The sequence below is a fragment of the Terrabacter sp. BE26 genome (assembly GCF_041941675.1).
GTDB lineage: Bacteria > Actinomycetota > Actinomycetes > Actinomycetales > Dermatophilaceae > Terrabacter.
Genome location: NZ_CP090122.1, coordinates 428,853 through 444,260, shown reverse-complemented (window position 1 = coordinate 444,260; position 15,408 = coordinate 428,853). Strand labels below are relative to the sequence as shown.

The window sequence follows — 15,408 nt, the reverse complement described above, 5'->3', positions numbered from 1 at the left end:
CGTCGCCGGCGCCTGGTGTCAGTCCACGAGGCCGGCCTGGTACAGGTGCTCGAGGACGAGCCGGTTCGCCGCCGACACGCGCTCGAGGTCAGCGGAGCTCAGCCAGGCGGTCTCCGCGATCTCGTGGGAGGGCGCCAGGTCACCCGAGTGGTCGGCCGTGTAGCAGGTGAGGCGGACCACGCGGCCGTCGGGGCGACCGTCCGCGGGCGCCTCGAACGTCCCGGCGTGCACCGCCGACGCCGGGTCGACGGAGACGGACAGCTCCTCCTCGACCTCCCGCGCGAGGGTCTCGACGTCGCTCTCGCCCGGCTCGCGCTTGCCGCCCGGCAGGTAGAAGAGCGCGCGACCGGCGCTGCGGGCCGCCAGCAGGCGCCGGTCGACCACCTCGACCCAGGCCACCTTGTCGACATAGGGCTGCGAGGCGGGGGAGGCGGTGCTCGGGTCACTCACCCAGGCGACCCTACGCGCCGGCATACGGGCTCGGGGCACGCGAGTGCGGAAGTGCCCTCATGGAACGGATAACCTTGCCGAGTGTTTGCATCCCTGTCTGACCGCCTGACCGCGACGTTCAAGAACCTCCGCGGCAAGGGCCGGCTCACGGAGTCCGACGTCAACTCGACGATCCGCGACATCCGCCTCGCCCTGCTCGACGCCGACGTGGCGCTGCCCGTCGTGAAGCGGTTCACCTCCGCAGTGCGCGAGCGCGCCCTCGGGGCCGAGGTCAGCCAGGCGCTCAACCCGGCCCAGCAGGTCGTCAAGATCGTGCAGGAGGAGCTCGTCGCGATCCTCGGCGGGCAGACGCGCACCATCCGCTTCGCCAAGCAGCCGCCGACCGTCATCATGCTGGCGGGCCTGCAGGGCTCGGGCAAGACGACCTTCGCCGGCAAGCTCGGCAAGTGGCTCAAGGACCAGGGCCACACGCCCCTGCTCGTCGCGGCCGACCTGCAGCGCCCCAACGCCGTGACCCAGCTCGAGGTCGTCGGCGAGCGCGCCGGCATCCCCGTCTTCGCCCCCGAGCGCGGCAACATGGGCGGGCACGACGCCGTCCTCGACTCCGGCGAGGGCACCCGCTCCTTCGGCGACCCGGTCGCCGTGTCGCAGATGGGCATCGAGCAGGCCCGGGCCAAGCAGTACGACGTCGTCATCGTCGACACCGCCGGCCGCCTCGCCGTCGACGCCAACCTCATGCAGCAGGCGTCCGACATCCGCGCCGCGATCTCGCCGGACGAGGTCCTCTTCGTCCTCGACGCGATGATCGGCCAGGCCGCGGTCGAGACCGCCCAGGCCTTCCACGAGGGCGTGGCCTTCACCGGTGTCGTGCTCTCCAAGCTCGACGGCGACGCCCGTGGTGGCGCCGCCCTGTCGGTCGCCGAGATCACCGGTGAGCCGATCATGTTCGCCTCCACGGGCGAGAAGGTCACCGACGTCGAGGTCTTCCACCCCGACCGCATGGCCAGCCGCATCCTCGACATGGGCGACGTGCTCACCCTCATCGAGCAGGCCGAGAAGGCGTTCGACAAGCGCCAGGCCGACGAGATGGCTCGCAAGTTCCTCGCGGAGGAGGACTTCACCTTCGAGGACTTCCTCCAGCAGATGAACGCCATCAAGAAGATGGGCTCGCTCAAGTCGATGCTCAAGATGATGCCGGGCATGCAGGGGATGCGCGAGCAGCTCGACGCCTTCGACGACCGCGAGTTCGACCGCGTCGAGGCGATGGTCCGCTCGATGACCCCCTTCGAGCGCACCCACCCCAAGCAGATCAACGGCTCGCGCCGCGCCCGCATCGCCAAGGGCTCGGGTGTCACGGTCACCGAGGTCAACCAGCTGCTCGAGCGCTTCGGCCAGGCCCAGAAGATGATGAAGTCCATGGCGCGCGGCGGTGGCGGCGGCATCCCCGGCATGCCGGGCATCCCCGGGGCGGGCAAGCGCGGCAAGCAGCAGCCCCAGCGCAAGAAGAGCAAGAGCGGCAACCCCGCCAAGCGCGCGGCCGAGGAGCGCGCCGCCGCCGAGAAGGCAGCAGCCGGACGTGCCGCCTCCACCGCGAGCGCGTTCGGGGCCCCCGGGGCGACCGGGACGACCGGCAGCCAGGCGGACGACGCCGACCCGTTGGCCGGCTTCGACCCCTCGAGCCTGCCCAAGGGCTTCGAGAAGTTCCTCGGTAAGAGCTGAGCACGTTCTGAGCACGATTTGTGCTTGATGGGATGAAACTAGCACAAGCACAGCGCATCTAGCCGAGAAAACGCTAGGTTGTCGGCATGGCAGACATTGAGTTGACCGTGGCGGACCTGCGCGAGCTGGCGGACTCGTGGGCGGTGTCGCTGCGCGCGTCGGGCAAGTCCCGGGAGACGATCCGTGTCTACCTGCGCAACGTGGGCCAGTTTCTCGGCTTCTGCGACGCGAAGGCCTTGGAACCACTGACACGTCGGACCATGGACGCCTTCCTGGCAGACCTGCTCGACCGCGGGCGCGAGGGCTCCACGGCCAGAGGTCGACTCACTGCGGTGAAGCAGTTCACGAAGTGGCTGACATCCGTCGAGGAGATCGACACAGACCCATTCCAGGGCATCAGCCCGCCGGCCATGGACACCAAGCTCGTGCACCCGCTGACCGACGAGCAGATTCGCGCCCTGCTCGCCACGTGCAAGACGCCCAAGGGCGCCTCCCGCGAGCGGCAGTTCCTCGACGTGCGCGACGAGGCGCTGATCCGGCTGATGGTGGAGACCGGACTACGGGCGGGGGAGGTGCTCGCCCTCAACGTGGAGGACGTGCACTGGACCGCCGACCCGCCCTTCATCGAGGTGCACAAGTCCAAGGCGCGTCGCGGCCGCCGGGCGCCGTTCAGTGCCCAGGCCGCGGTGGCTCTCGGCGCCTACGTCCGCGCCCGGCGACGCCTGCCGCTCGCCTCGTCGCCATCCTTCTGGCTGGGCGCGAGGCAGAACATTCTTGCCTACGCGGGGCTGTATGACGCCCTCGAGCGCCGCGCGCTGGCCGCCGGGATCGAGGGGTTCCACCCGCACCGGATGCGGCACACGGCCGCCCACCGATGGCTCGCTGCGGGCGGTTCCGAAGGCGGGCTGATGTCGGTGGCGGGATGGAGCCGCCCCGACATGCTGATGAGGTACACCCGCGCCCGGGCAGAGCAGAGGGCCGCGGAGGAAGCTGCACGGCTCAACCTAGGAGAACTCTAGCGTTATCCACTATGTGAGATTGTCTATTGACTTTTGCGATGTGCGCTTGACCTACATACACCGCTATGCCCTAGAATGGGCCTACAACTTAAGAACGCCAGTTTTGCTCTTCCGATCGCCGGGCGATCCGACGGCTGGCACGACACCGAGATGCTGTCGCGCCAAGCGAAACGACTGGTCAACAGCGATGTTGACGTCGTGCGGAAGGCAAGACCGCTAGCCGGCGGTTGAGTGGCAGGTTCCCCATGGACCTGACCTGCATAGGGTTCCACTCAGGTAAAGGCGAACGGCAGGAACCGACAAGGCCCGCCGAGCACGACACGAGACCCAGACAGAGGGGTCCAGTCGTTGCTCGGCGTTCGTGTTTTCCGGAAGGAAACCGCGATGACGAGGTCGGAATCCCGCCTAGCTGCGCAGATCGCTGCGCACGAAAGTTGGGCCAACACGCTGGACCGCTCCGCGCGTACTGCCCCCGCCCGGCGAGCGCTTGAGGCCAAGTTCCTCGAACAGGCCGGCGGAGACCCTGTGCGCGCCGAGCACCTGCGCAAGGCGCACTTTCAGAGGCTCGCACTGAAGAGCGCGCAAGCTCGCCGAAAGGCCCGCGAGCTTTCCGAAGTCGCACGTGCAGCAGAGGCCGAACTGACGGCTCTCGGTGGTGATTCCGCCTGATGCCGTACATGCGAAACGCCACCGCGGGCAACGATGGCGTTCCTGAAGGCCAAGCGGGCAGCCGGTCCGAGCCCAGTCTACCCGCTCCGAATCGTGCGCTCCTGGCCTACTCGGGAGCGGAGTTCGTCGCATTCTCCGAGGGCTACGCCAGCGGCTATGTCGCCGGCATGGACCGCGGTCGTCAGCTGGCAGACGACGAGGCAGCCGCCCTGTGGCGCAACGCCGCTCGCATCGTGCACGCCTTGGCGAACGTCCCGACGCACGATGAGCTCGAGGCCATCCGCCGCGACTACTCGGGGGCTGAGCAGTGAAGCGCGCCGCCTACCTCATCGACACGTCAGACCCGCGCCATGTGGTCATCAAGGGCGCATTGCGGCAGTGGCTCAAGGACGAGGGGATCCCCGCACAGTGGGCTCCTGCGCAGCGTGGATGGTTCCTGCGACGTGAGCGCGTCCCGGACGTGACCGCCCGACTCGAGCATGCCGGCTACTCGGTACGGGGGATGACGCGATGACCGCCACCGATTACGCGAGCGTCGACCGGTACGACGAGCACGGCCGGCGCGTGTCCGGCTCAGGGGAGCAGCACTCTGGGCAGGTGCGCATGGCCTACCGGCTCGCACACTCCCACGTGGACCGGCTGCTGCACGTCCACGGCATCGGCTGGCACTACTTCGACGGCCAGCGCTGGGCCGAGGATGACGAGGGCCACTCCCGCCGAGCGGTTCTCGACGTACTGTCCGAGGCCCTGGCCGAGTCGGTTGGGGACAAGCAGCTACGTGCCGACGTGGCCCGCTGCGAGTCCGACGCGGGCATTGGGGGGGTCCTCGGGATCGCCTCTGCCCTGGTCGAGTTCGCCGCGACCGTGCGCGACCTCGATGCCGACCCGTACCTGCTAAACGTTGCCAACGGCACTTTGGACCTGCGCTCTCGTCAGCTTCGCCCGCACGACCCGCGGGACCGGCTGACGAAGGTCACGACGGGCGCGTACCGCCCCGACGCCGACACCAGCGTGTGGGACGCCTTCCTTGCCTCCGTGCTGCCTGACGCGGACGAGCGCGCCTACCTGCAGCGCGTTGTCGGTCAGGCCGCCTACGGCCGCGTGCGTGAGCACCTGTTCCCCGTCCTCATCGGCACCGGCGCCAACGGTAAGGGCACGGCCTACGGGGCGATGACGAACGCCCTGGGGGACTACGCCACCGTTGTCGATCCCAACATCTTGCTCGTTCGCGACCGGGGCGGCATCGGCGGCCCGGAGATGATGACGCTCCTCGGTGCACGGCTCGTCATCGGCTCCGAGACCGAGGAGGGCCGCAAGCTCGACGAGGCCACCATGAAGCGCCTCACGGGCGGCGACGAGCTCACCGCGCGCCGGCTCTACCGCGAGCCCGTGTCGTGGCAGCCGAGTCACCAGTTCTTGTTCGTCAGCAACGCTCTGCCCGTCGTCAAGGCGAACGATCCGGCCGTATGGCGCCGCGTGCGGGTCGTCCCGTTCGACGTCGTCGTCCCGCCCGAGCAGCGCGACCCCGCCCTGCCCGAACGGCTGGCCCTGCACGCCGACGCCGTCCTGTCCTGGGTCATCGGCGGATTCTTCGACTACGAGGACAACGGCGGCATGCGCGAGCCGGCCTCGGTGCTGCGAGCCACGGGCGCCTATCAGGCCGACAGCGACGCCGTGGCCCGGTTCATCGCCGAGCGGTGCCTCGTGTCCCCTGTGGCGTCCGCGTCGACTCGCGACCTCTACGGCGCATGGCAGCGCTGGGCGCTCCAGGACGGCGCCGAGCCCCTCTCTGAGAAGGCGTTCGCCAAGGAGCTCGACCGCCTCGGGCACGAGGCCAAGAAGACCAAGGCGGGGATGCGCCGAACCGGTCTGGGACTACTCGCCGAAGACGACGAGCCGACCGGAGGTGCAGGGTGGTGAAGGGATTATGTAAACCTCTCTCGCGTAGGGGTATAGGGAAAGTTCGCATCAACCCTGCACCACCCTGCACCCAAGCCCCTGAAGTGCAGAAACGCGAAACGGCAGGGCCAGCGGACCAGCCCACATGCCCCGTCTGTGGCGGCCTCCTGCGCCCTGGTGTGGCCGTGCATCCGTCCTGCCGGCGGGGCGCTAAGTGAGCGCCCACGAGGGCCTCGCGCAGTGCCTGCGCGACGCCGTAGAGGCGGGGCTGCGCATCCCATGCGCCGGCCGTGACGAGTGGCTATCCGAGGACCACGAAGAGCGGGCCCAGGCCGCTCAGTGGTGCGACGGATGCCCCTGCATCACCGAATGCGGGACCGCCGCCAACGAGACCAAAGAGCGATTCGGGGTGTTCGGCGGCCAAGACCGCACACCCCAGCCCAAGACCAAGGAGATCTGAACAATGGCACTACTGCCCGACCCGTGGGCCAGCCTGAGCGGTGAGATACGTGCGATCAAGCAGCGCCTCGACGAGCTCGCCCGCCGCTCACCCTGGACCAACACCGGCATGCGCCCCGTGGGCGATAACACGACCGCCCTGGACCTCAACCTCGAGGTTCAGGACACCGGACGAATCAGCGCGCCCGAGGGTGGGTCGCTCCTGCTGGGCGACCTGCAGGGCCGCACGCACCTCTATTCAGGAGGCCTCGCAACCAACGGGTTCGGGACGTACCTGCAGCGGATCAACGGCACCCAGGCGCTGACGTTCGCCGACAGCGACCCCGTCAACGAGTCGGTCCAGCGGATCGCCCTCGCGGACAGTGACGGCAAGCCCCTACTGGCCGAGGACGCGGCTGGTTCCGGCGCTGCGTGGCCCTTGGCCCCGATTCAGTTCCGCGGACTCTCGTGGCCGACGTGGAGCAACAACAACGGCGCCGCATTCGTGAGCATCGAGGCCGCCACCACGTACAAGACCAGCCCCCGCCTTTACGTGTCCGTGCAAGGGATCTGCGACAGCACCGCGGCAGGCGAGATGCGACTCCTCGTGAACGGGACACAGCTCGGCGCCACTGTCGCTCTGCCCAACCTCGCCCTCACCGGGTCGACATTCGGCACACCCGCCGCGCTACCAGGCGCCATCGGCGACGGCCTCTCAATCGAGCTGCAAACCCGCGTCACCTCCGGCACCGGCAAGGCATACGGCCGAGTGCTCGCCGCCCTCTTCCAGCCCTCCGCCTGACCCAAAGGACACCCCAATGAGTGTGCAGCCTCCCCAGAACGCCACACCGATGGCACCCCCACCCGTGACCGTCGAAGTACCCACCGCCGAGGACAGCCGGGACGTAGTGAAGCCGCCCGCAGCGCCTGAGGACCCAGCCGCCCCAACTACCGCACCGAGCGACCAGCCGATGCCCCCGGCGGTGACCGGCTCATGAGCACCTATCTGACAGCCCCGCTCGGGGAGATGGTCTCGAGCTACCGATGCCGAGCCCACCTCGAGGAGCCAGTGACCTGGCGCGGCAAGGGATGCGCGGCCTGCGCCGAGGAAGCCGTCGCCCGCTCCCAACGGCCGAAGAAGAAGTGGCGCCCGGAGAACGCCGAATGAGCCTCCAGCCAAAGGCCGCCCAGCCCGCAGAACCCTGGCGTGGCCTGGCCCAAGCCATCTCAGCGGACCGGGTGCTGCTCGGCCCAGAGGGTGCCGCGCTGGTGCTGTCACTGATGGCCGCAGCCGAACGGGTCGCGCGCCGTGACGGGATCAGCATGTCGCCCCAACTGCAGCGTCTCCGTGACGTTCTCAGGGTCGTGGCGATGGCCGCCAACGGTCAGGCGGACGTCCGCACAGTGCCCGAATTGGGACCCTTGAAGAGTGGAGAGGTTGGTCTGAGTGAGGCATCGAGGCTGCTCGGACGTTCGCCCCGACAGACACGTCGGCTGGCAGCGTCGGGCAGCCTCGGTGCCGCCCGACGAGTCGGAAAGACGTGGCTGGTCTCCCGCGCCGAAGTGATCGCATACGCCGCACAAAGAGAGGCCGAAGAATGACCACCATCGAGACAACCTCCCTGGTCAGCGGGGCCGGCCACCGGGTCACCATTGACCCGTGGGGCGCCAACCCGCTGGCCGACGACTACCGCCAGGTGAACCCCGAGAACTACGCCATCTCCGTGGCGAAGGCAGGGCCGCCGCCCAAGATGTTCAGCTCGGGAACCGCCGACCTGCCCGCCTTCACCGCCTCAGGGATCGACCCCGCCCTCCTGCTGCGCCTGCCCTACACGGCACGGCACTACGTCGCCGCGCTCCCCGACAAGGCCGCCGCCCTCGCCGTCTTTGAGGACGACGCAACCAACCCCGACCTCTACTTCAACCACCCCGGGCTGCAGGAAGCCATCGTGCGGATGCGGAACTGGGCCGCCGGCCGCGCCGACCTCGCGGAGGTCAGCTGACATGACCGCACCCACCGTGCAGCCTCGCCCGCTCGTCGCACTGCTGCGCCAGCTCGAACGGCTCGGCGTGACCCTGCCCGCAGAGATCGCAGCCGCCACGAGTGTCCTCGAGTCCGCCGTCACCGGAGAACTCGCCCAGCAGGCCGGCGCCCAGCCCGTCACCCTCAACCTGCTCACCGAGGACCGGGCCGCGCTGCTGCAGCGCATCCGCGAGGACGCGCTGCTGCGCCTGGCCACCGACCATCTCGTAGAGTCGGCGTGGCGAGTCGGCCTCGACCTCGCCGCCGCTGTAGCCGACGCCGTGCGCGCCAACGCCGACGACCTCATCGCCCAAATGCGCCCACGGTTCAACAAGGCAGCCGACGCCCTGCACCGAGCCGCACAGCTCGGGATCCGCCCCGGCATGACCGCCGACGAGGTCATCGCCCTCGACAACCACGACGCCACCACCGCATGGACCGCACTACGCGGACCCGTCAAGACCCTCGACGACATCAGCACGGCCCGCATCGCCCTGACCGACGTGGCCGGCCTCGACCCCGCACCCAACCCGTTCGGCCCGCGCCCCTACGGCGCAGCGTTCTCGACCGGCGCCCCCAACATGGCCGCACCATGGGGACGCTCCGAGAGCGATGTCGACAAGTGGCTACGCCTCAGCCAGCACGAGCCGCTGCGGCTGCTCACCGTCGCACAGACCCGAGCAGCAGCCGCCGCCGTATTCGTCGCACCAACCGCCACCGTCGTGCCCCGGGCGGGCGGCCCAGTCAACGAGCCCGCCGTGGCTGGCCGTGGCTGAGGCACCGCACACCCTGGGGGAGACCCCTCAAGGCACCAACGCGGACACCGGCTCGTATACAGCCTGTCCCCGTGTATGCATCCCCGCTCCCGTTTTTCAGGTCGACGGGAGCGAGGATGGCTAGTCCCAATGACGCCCTCCCCGCCGGTTTGGGCGCCGGCGGGGCGGGTCTGTGGCACTCGGTGGCCGACGAGATGGAGCTGCGCCCGGACGAGCGGCTGCTGCTCGAGCATGCGGCGCGCACTGTCGATCTGCTGGCCCGGATCGACGAGGCGCTGCAGGAGGCACCCTTGACGGTCAAGGGCTCGATGGGTCAGCTCGTGGAGCATCCGCTGGTCTCGGAGTCTCGTGCGCAGCGGGCGACGCTGGCGCGGCTGCTCGGTCAGTTGAAGCTGCTCGACGATGACGCCAAGGCGGTCGCTGTGGCGAAGAAGCGGACCAGCCGGGCGCGGGCGGCCGCGAGTGCGAGGTGGCAGCCCGGTGCGTAGGAAGCGGCCTGTCGAGGTGCAGTGCCCAGCCGAGCTCGCGCGGTTCGATCCGTCCGACTGGGGTGGGGCCACGTTCCAGACCTGGCAGTCGTGGCTGCACGCTCGTGCCGACTTCGCCGACCACGAGCACGTCGACCACGATGCAATCCCGTATGAGGTCTCGCCCTCGGCATGGCAGCAGATCCTCCAGAGCACGGCCCCAACGACACTCAGGGGGGCCACCGCATCCTCCGGCTCAACGCCGACGATGGCCGGATGATGTCACGGCCATCGCCTGGTGCGGCCGGACGGCATCAGCTCCCTGTCTGTTCGGCGGCGAGCGGCGGGCGGGGTGGGGCGGTCCGCCCGGATGTGACAAACTTAGTAACTCGTCACCAAGAAATATTGGTAGTGCGGCTATATCGTTGCGGGCAAGTGGGAGAGTCGAAGGAGTGGACGTTATGAAGCGGAGCGCCGTGGCACAGCAGCGCAAGGACTCCAGCCGTGCCTCCTCCTCGGAGGTCATCGTCGTATCCAGCAAGCAGTTCGAGCGCCTTGAGCGTTCGTCTGAGTCGCGGGTCGCCGACGGCCTGGCCCGTCTCGTGATGCGTAACCGTCCCGCGCATTGACCGACCGCGAGGTCGTCCCGCTGCAGAAGGGTTACAAGTTCGGGGCGTTCACCTGCGGGAACGAGCCGCTCGACACTTGGTTGATGCGCAGCGCCCTCCCAGACGGAGGCGAGGGCAACAATCGCACGCACCTGTGGCTCGACTGTGAGTCGAAGGAGTTGCTGGGGTACTTCACGCTGACTCCCGCCGTTGTCACTGACAACCCGCTGACCGGCCAGCGACGTCCAGCCATCCTGCTGGCGAAGTTGGCCATCGCACAACATCTTCAGGGCCAAGAGGACAAGCAAGGCCACAAGCTGCTGTACGCGGCGTTCGAGGTCGTCGTCCAGGCGGTGGGCCTCGTGGGAGGGCGCTACCTGGCTGTCGACCCGCAGACGGAGGGCCTTGTCCCGTACTACGAGAACCTTGGCTTCGAAGTGGTCGAGAGTGAGGGTGGGCTACGCATGATCCAGAAGATCTCCTCCATTCGTAAGGCACTTCAGCAACAGCCGTAAGGGGAGAGACGCTGAGTCCCGCCCACCATCGAAGGCGCGCGGGGACACATGCGTGACACACTGCGCCCATGGGGACATACCGCGTCGAATTGACGTTTGAGATCACCGACGAGGACCTCAACGACGCCGTCGTACAGCTGGCGGCACGCGATGGTGCCGGCTTCCTGACGGACGAGCAGCAGATGAGCCTGGTCACCTCAGCGCTATCCTTGGACGGCCGCATGAAGGTGCTGAATCTCGCGTCGCGTTCGCTGTCGATGCTGCTTGGCAGTTGGACAAACTGTCCGGTCCGAACGGTCTCGCCCGGACTGCAGGTCACCGACTTGGACAACCCAGACGCGCCTCCTATCCCGCTCCCGGAAATGCCAGAGCCCCCGCCCACCATGGGGTGAGCGGGAGTTCTGTGCTGACCGCTGGTGAAGGCGTGGGGCGCCGCGGTCAGCGCTGTGCGACTGGTCGCTCTGCGAGGCTACGAGGCTCCACCGACAGTCGACGCAGGGGCATAGCCGAACTTCGCCATCGTCTCGTCCGTGGTGTCGAACCCCAGGCGCGTGAGCAGGTGCTCTACGTCGGCGCGGGATGGCTCGGGGCGCCCGAGCTGGCGTCCGATCTCGAAGCCCTTGCCCCATGCCTCGTGCTCGTCGCCGTCGTAGGCGCAGTCATCGATTCGGTTGCCCAGGCGCATGATGCGCTGACCAACCCTGCTGATCGCCAAGGCCAGCTCGGTGCGGAACTCGGTAGCCGGCGAGACGAGCCACCACTCGAAGGGGCGCAGCTCGTCGCTCTCGCGGCGCTCCTGTAGATCCTGCATGTATCTCTGGACGGGGTGCGAGACACTAGTGCTCATGGTCGTGATGCCTTTCTAGCGAAGGTGATCGGTCAAGGCCCTACTCGGCGCGGGTACGCCGGGTGGGGCCGTTCTACTACTTGGGGGTGTCGCCGGGCCTGTACGGCTTCGGCGTGTTGGATGGCGGTCTCGGCAGCGGGGGAGCCGTAGCCGGTAGCGCGTTGTCCGTGGTGGTCACCGGCCGCGGTGTTGGGTCGGCCGATGCGGGCTCGACAGGTGCCGGCTCGACGGGTGCGGGGTCCGGTGCGAGCTGCTGAGCTGGCGCCTGGTTCGCGGTCGCTGTGCGCTTGACGGGGGCCGCGACGGTCCTGCTACGTGCCGGCCGTGGGGCGGGCTGCAGCGCCTTCCGTGGCGCCTTCACGGCTGGAACCGTGGCAGTCGGAGCGCTCGTCGTCGTGGTGGCAGAGGGCGCGGGCGTGGTGGTGGTCGTGACCTGCTCGGGGACTGCCGTCTGTGGCGTGACCATCTCCACCGTTGGGTGATGCGGTTGCGCGAGCGCGAGCGCGACACGACACCACCGAGCGCGATTGTGAGTGCTGTAGACGCTGCGATGCTTCGGGCTGGGCTGCCCATCGAGGTTTCCCTTCCTTTGGGTGTCTCATGGCCCCAGAGCGTGGGGCGGAAGGTGCCTCTCTAACCGAGGATATTGCACTCCACAGCGCTTCATCAGCGCCGCCTTGTGGGCGTGTTACGTACAGCGCTAGATGCTGCGTATTCGAGAAGTTCCTCGGTCGCTGAGCCGAGCCCATCGCGAGGTATGCCGCCGTGCCCGCCCGGGCGCGGCGGCATCCGTTCGCCTGTGGCGAACCTGCCCGAGCACCGGGAATGCCGCTCGCCGGCCGGTCGCTGCACGGTGTGATGCACCGCGAGGTGTGCAAGGACCCACAGCCAGGAGAAGGCATGTCCCTCTTCGAGATGCCCGAGGCGCCCGGCCCCGGTGACGAGGACCTGCTCGACGCCTACTCGCGCACCGTCAGCTCGGTCGCGCACCGGCTGGCCCCCGTGGTCGCCAGCCTTCGTGTCCGGCGCGCCGTTCGCGGTGGGACCGCGGAGGGCGGCGGCTCTGCTGTGGTGCTGTCGCAGGAAGGGCTCCTGCTGACCAACGCGCACGTCGTCGAGGGCGTCGACCGGGGCATGGCGCACTTCGCCGACGGCACCTCGACCCGAGTGCACCTCGTCGGCGCCGATCCGCTCTCCGACCTCGCGGTCGTCAGGTCGGAGGAGAGCCTCCCGCCACCGCCGGCCTTCGGCGACGCCGACCGGCTGCAGGTCGGGCACGTCGTCGTCGCGATCGGCAGCCCGCTCGGCCTCGAGGGCAGCGTCACGGCCGGTGTCGTCAGTGCCCTCGGCCGGTCCCTGCCGGCCCGCTCCGGCACCGCGTCCCGGCTCGTGGAGGACGTCATCCAGACCGACGCGGCGCTCAACCCCGGCAACTCGGGCGGCGCCCTCGCCGACTCCCGGGCGCGCGTCGTCGGCGTCAACACCGCGGTCGCCGGCGTCGGCCTCGGTCTGGCGGTGCCGATCAACGCGACGACGCGTCGCATCATCGAGACGCTGGTCGAGGACGGCCACGTGCGCCGTGCGTACCTGGGCCTGGTGACCGCACCGGTGCCCGTGTCCGACGAGATCGCCGGCAGGCTCGGTCGCCGCACGGCGCTACGCATCGCCCAGGTCGTGCCCGGGAGCCCGGCCGAGCAGGCCGGGTTGCTACGAGGCGACGTCATCGTCGCCGCAGACGGCCGACCCCTGGTGGACGCACAGTCCCTGCAGCGGATCCTGCTCGACGAGGCCATCGGGCGCTCCATGGAGATCACGGTCCTGAGGGGGTCCGCGCTCGTCGACGTGCTCGCAGTTCCACGGCTGCTGCGAGGCTGACACCGAACGCCCGCACGTCGTTCCCGGTGGTGCGCACGACGGAGGCTAGGGTCTGGTCCATGAGTGCACCGGTGCTCCATGTCCGCGGTCGTGTGCTGATCGATGCGGACGAGGTGGTCGACGAGCTCTGGGTCATCGGGGGCAGGATCTCCCTCACCCCGCCGACGGGCCGCAGCGTCGTGCAGACGCTCGAGGGCTGGGTGCTGCCGGGGCTCGTGGACGCGCACTGCCACGTTGGCCTCGGCCCGCACGGCGAGGTGCCGCGCGAGGAGGCCGAGCAGCAGGCCATCACCGACCGCGACCGCGGCACGTTGCTCATCCGCGACGCCGGGCAGCCCGGCGACACGCGCTGGGTCGACGAGCGCGAGGACCTGCCCAAGATCATCCGCGCCGGGCGCCACATCGCCCGCACGCGCCGCTACATCCGCAACTTCGCCCACGAGGTCGAGGAGGACGAGCTCGAGCGCCACGTGCGGCTCGAGGCCCACCGCGGCGACGGCTGGGTCAAGCTCGTCGGCGACTGGATCGACCGGGAGGTGGGCGACCTGGCGCCGAGCTGGTCGCAGGACGCCGTCAAGGCGGCGGTGGCAGCGGCGCACGAGGAGGGCGTGCGCGTGACGGCGCACTGCTTCGGCGAGCAGTCCCTGCGCGACCTCGCCGCCGCCGGCATCGACTGCATCGAGCACGCGACGGGCCTGCAGGAGGACTCCATCGACACCTTCGCCGCGCAGGGCATCGCCATCGTTCCCACGCTCGTCAACATCGCGCAGTTCCCCGACCTCGCGGCCCCGGCCCGGGAGAGGTTCCCCGACTACCACCGGCACATGCTCGACCTGCACGAGCGCCGGTACGCCACGATCGGCGCCGCGCACGAGGCCGGCGTGCCGATCTACGTCGGCACCGACGCCGGGGGCAGCCTCCCGCACGGTCTGGTCGCCCAGGAGATGGTCGAGCTGACGAAGGCGGGCCTGACGGCGACCGAGGTGGTCTCGGCCGCGACGTGGGGTGCACGCGAGTGGCTCGGGCGTCCGGGCATCGCCGAGGGCGAGGACGCCGACCTCGTCGTCTACGCGTCCGACCCGCGGTGCGACGTCACGACCGTCGCCGACCCGGTCGGGGTCGTCCTGCGAGGCCGCGTTGTCGCCTGACGCCCTTCCGCCGTCGGTCGGGCCGGAGCACCCGCTGACCGCGCTGGGGGAGCGCGTCGAGGTGCGGCCACCCTGCGCCGCCGACATGAGCGCGTACGCCGCCGCCGTCACGCTCTCGGAGCGGCGCCTCGCCGACTTCGCGATCCCCAACCCGCAAAACCTGCCGGCGGTCCTGGAGAACCAGTCGCGGACCTACCGGACGTTCATGGTGCTCGCCCTCGACCCCGAGGGCTCGCACGGCCTCGTGGGCCGGATCAACGTCGCCAACGTCGTGGAGGGCGCCTTCCGCAGCGCGACGGTCGGCTACGACTCCTACGACCCGTATGCCGGTCGCGGCCTCTTCGCGGAGGGCCTGCGGCTCGTGCTCGGCCTCGTCTTCGACGACCCGCCGCACGGCATGGGCCTGCACCGCCTGGAGGCCAACATCCAGCCGGCCAACCACCGTTCCGCGGGACTGGTCAGGTCGCTCGGGTTCGTCCACGAGGGCTTCTCCCGCGACTTCCTGCACCTGCCGGGCCCCGACGGGCGGCGCGACTGGCGCGACCACGACCGCTACACCATGCTGGCGAGCGACTGGCCCGCCGCGCCGTACTCCCAGCACGCCCGCCGGCGCACGGCCTGCGTCGTCCACCGCACCGGGGGCTTCGCCGGCGGGGCCAGCCTGGCTGCGGCCGTGGCGGCCGAGCTGGGCGTCCCGCTCTTCTCCTCCACCGTCGTCGAGAGCCCCGACACCCTCTTCGAGCTGCTCCGCACCTCACCCGTCGGGGGTGTGCTCGAGTGCGGGCTGACGGGTCCGGTGCTGCGGATGGGCCTCGCCCGGGCCGGCTTCGACCCGTCAGCCGTGCCGGTGTTCGACGCCGCCTTCGACGTGCCGAAGCGCGACGTCGTGCGCCACGCCCTCATGGTCCGGGCGGCGTTCGCCTGAGGCGAGCGGACGGCATACGGCCGGGCCGGG

General features: G+C 69.6%; 21 protein-coding genes. 19 read left to right on the top strand and 2 right to left on the bottom strand.

Annotated elements, in window-relative coordinates:
• Positions 1-18: 18 nt before the first annotated feature.
• A complete protein-coding gene (locus LQK93_RS02130; RefSeq protein ID WP_374969935.1) occupies positions 19-450 on the bottom strand; it encodes an NUDIX domain-containing protein in 432 nt (143 codons plus the stop codon).
• 81 nt (positions 451-531) lie between these two features.
• On the opposite strand from LQK93_RS02130, the gene ffh reads away from it, so the two are divergent.
• The 16 genes from ffh to LQK93_RS02050 all read left to right on the top strand — a co-directional run bounded on the left by ffh (position 532) and on the right by LQK93_RS02050 (position 10,975).
• Complete coding sequence (gene ffh / locus LQK93_RS02125; RefSeq protein WP_374969934.1) at positions 532-2,169, top strand: signal recognition particle protein; 1,638 nt, start codon at positions 532-534, stop codon at positions 2,167-2,169.
• 86 nt (positions 2,170-2,255) lie between these two features.
• Positions 2,256-3,188 (top strand): tyrosine-type recombinase/integrase, encoded by a 933-nt coding sequence (locus LQK93_RS02120; protein WP_374969933.1) that lies wholly within the window; start codon positions 2,256-2,258, stop codon positions 3,186-3,188.
• 384 nt (positions 3,189-3,572) lie between these two features.
• Positions 3,573-3,857: a hypothetical protein gene (locus LQK93_RS02115; protein WP_374969932.1), complete on the top strand. Its 285-nt coding sequence runs from the start codon at positions 3,573-3,575 to the stop codon at positions 3,855-3,857.
• Complete coding sequence (locus LQK93_RS02110; RefSeq protein WP_374969931.1) at positions 3,857-4,168, top strand: hypothetical protein; 312 nt, start codon at positions 3,857-3,859, stop codon at positions 4,166-4,168. Before LQK93_RS02115 ends, LQK93_RS02110 begins: the two co-directional genes overlap by 1 nt.
• Positions 4,165-4,371 carry a hypothetical protein gene (locus LQK93_RS02105; RefSeq protein ID WP_374969930.1) on the top strand — a complete coding sequence of 69 codons (207 nt, stop codon included), beginning with the start codon at positions 4,165-4,167 and terminating at the stop codon, positions 4,369-4,371. Before LQK93_RS02110 ends, LQK93_RS02105 begins: the two co-directional genes overlap by 4 nt.
• A complete protein-coding gene (locus tag LQK93_RS02100; protein WP_374969929.1) occupies positions 4,368-5,777 on the top strand; it encodes a phage/plasmid primase, P4 family in 1,410 nt (469 codons plus the stop codon). Before LQK93_RS02105 ends, LQK93_RS02100 begins: the two co-directional genes overlap by 4 nt.
• A gap of 193 nt (positions 5,778-5,970) precedes the next feature.
• Positions 5,971-6,216: a WhiB family transcriptional regulator gene (locus tag LQK93_RS02095; RefSeq protein WP_374969928.1), complete on the top strand. Its 246-nt coding sequence runs from the start codon at positions 5,971-5,973 to the stop codon at positions 6,214-6,216.
• 3 nt (positions 6,217-6,219) lie between these two features.
• Entirely contained in the window at positions 6,220-6,996 is a 777-nt protein-coding gene (locus tag LQK93_RS02090; protein ID WP_374969927.1) for a hypothetical protein, read from the top strand.
• Between the two features lie 192 nt (positions 6,997-7,188).
• Complete coding sequence (locus tag LQK93_RS02085) at positions 7,189-7,362, top strand: hypothetical protein (protein ID WP_374971560.1); 174 nt, start codon at positions 7,189-7,191, stop codon at positions 7,360-7,362.
• Positions 7,284-7,796 (top strand): helix-turn-helix domain-containing protein, encoded by a 513-nt coding sequence (locus LQK93_RS02080; protein WP_374969926.1) that lies wholly within the window; start codon positions 7,284-7,286, stop codon positions 7,794-7,796. The genes LQK93_RS02085 and LQK93_RS02080 overlap by 79 nt, the downstream gene beginning before the upstream one ends.
• Positions 7,793-8,197 carry a hypothetical protein gene (locus LQK93_RS02075; protein ID WP_374969925.1) on the top strand — a complete coding sequence of 135 codons (405 nt, stop codon included), beginning with the start codon at positions 7,793-7,795 and terminating at the stop codon, positions 8,195-8,197. Before LQK93_RS02080 ends, LQK93_RS02075 begins: the two co-directional genes overlap by 4 nt.
• A 1-nt stretch (position 8,198) precedes the next feature.
• Positions 8,199-8,993 carry a hypothetical protein gene (locus LQK93_RS02070; protein WP_374969924.1) on the top strand — a complete coding sequence of 265 codons (795 nt, stop codon included), beginning with the start codon at positions 8,199-8,201 and terminating at the stop codon, positions 8,991-8,993.
• Positions 8,994-9,175: 182 nt separating this feature from the next.
• Positions 9,176-9,481, top strand: a complete 306-nt coding sequence (locus tag LQK93_RS02065; protein ID WP_374969923.1) for a hypothetical protein — start codon at positions 9,176-9,178, stop codon at positions 9,479-9,481.
• Positions 9,482-9,936: 455 nt separating this feature from the next.
• Complete coding sequence (locus LQK93_RS02060) at positions 9,937-10,089, top strand: hypothetical protein (RefSeq protein WP_374969922.1); 153 nt, start codon at positions 9,937-9,939, stop codon at positions 10,087-10,089.
• On the top strand, positions 10,086-10,583 hold the full coding sequence (locus LQK93_RS02055) for a hypothetical protein (RefSeq protein ID WP_374969920.1): 498 nt from the start codon (positions 10,086-10,088) through the stop codon (positions 10,581-10,583). The genes LQK93_RS02060 and LQK93_RS02055 overlap by 4 nt, the downstream gene beginning before the upstream one ends.
• Positions 10,584-10,651: 68 nt before the next feature.
• Positions 10,652-10,975 (top strand): hypothetical protein, encoded by a 324-nt coding sequence (locus tag LQK93_RS02050; protein WP_374969919.1) that lies wholly within the window; start codon positions 10,652-10,654, stop codon positions 10,973-10,975.
• 77 nt (positions 10,976-11,052) lie between these two features.
• Here the strand turns inward: LQK93_RS02050 and LQK93_RS02045 are convergent, their stop codons facing one another.
• The gene (locus LQK93_RS02045; RefSeq protein ID WP_374969918.1) at positions 11,053-11,394 is read right to left on the bottom strand and encodes a hypothetical protein; all 342 of its coding nucleotides are present in this window, start codon (positions 11,392-11,394) and stop codon (positions 11,053-11,055) included.
• Positions 11,395-12,330: 936 nt separating this feature from the next.
• Between LQK93_RS02045 and LQK93_RS02040 the strand changes: the two genes are divergently transcribed.
• From LQK93_RS02040 to LQK93_RS02030, 3 genes are read left to right on the top strand one after another with little or no spacing between them, the layout of a single operon-like run.
• On the top strand, positions 12,331-13,305 hold the full coding sequence (locus LQK93_RS02040) for a S1C family serine protease (protein ID WP_374969917.1): 975 nt from the start codon (positions 12,331-12,333) through the stop codon (positions 13,303-13,305).
• 59 nt (positions 13,306-13,364) lie between these two features.
• Entirely contained in the window at positions 13,365-14,453 is a 1,089-nt protein-coding gene (locus LQK93_RS02035) for an amidohydrolase family protein (RefSeq protein WP_374969916.1), read from the top strand.
• Positions 14,443-15,378 carry a GNAT family N-acetyltransferase gene (locus tag LQK93_RS02030; RefSeq protein ID WP_374969915.1) on the top strand — a complete coding sequence of 312 codons (936 nt, stop codon included), beginning with the start codon at positions 14,443-14,445 and terminating at the stop codon, positions 15,376-15,378. Before LQK93_RS02035 ends, LQK93_RS02030 begins: the two co-directional genes overlap by 11 nt.
• The last annotated feature ends 30 nt before the right edge of the window (positions 15,379-15,408 follow it).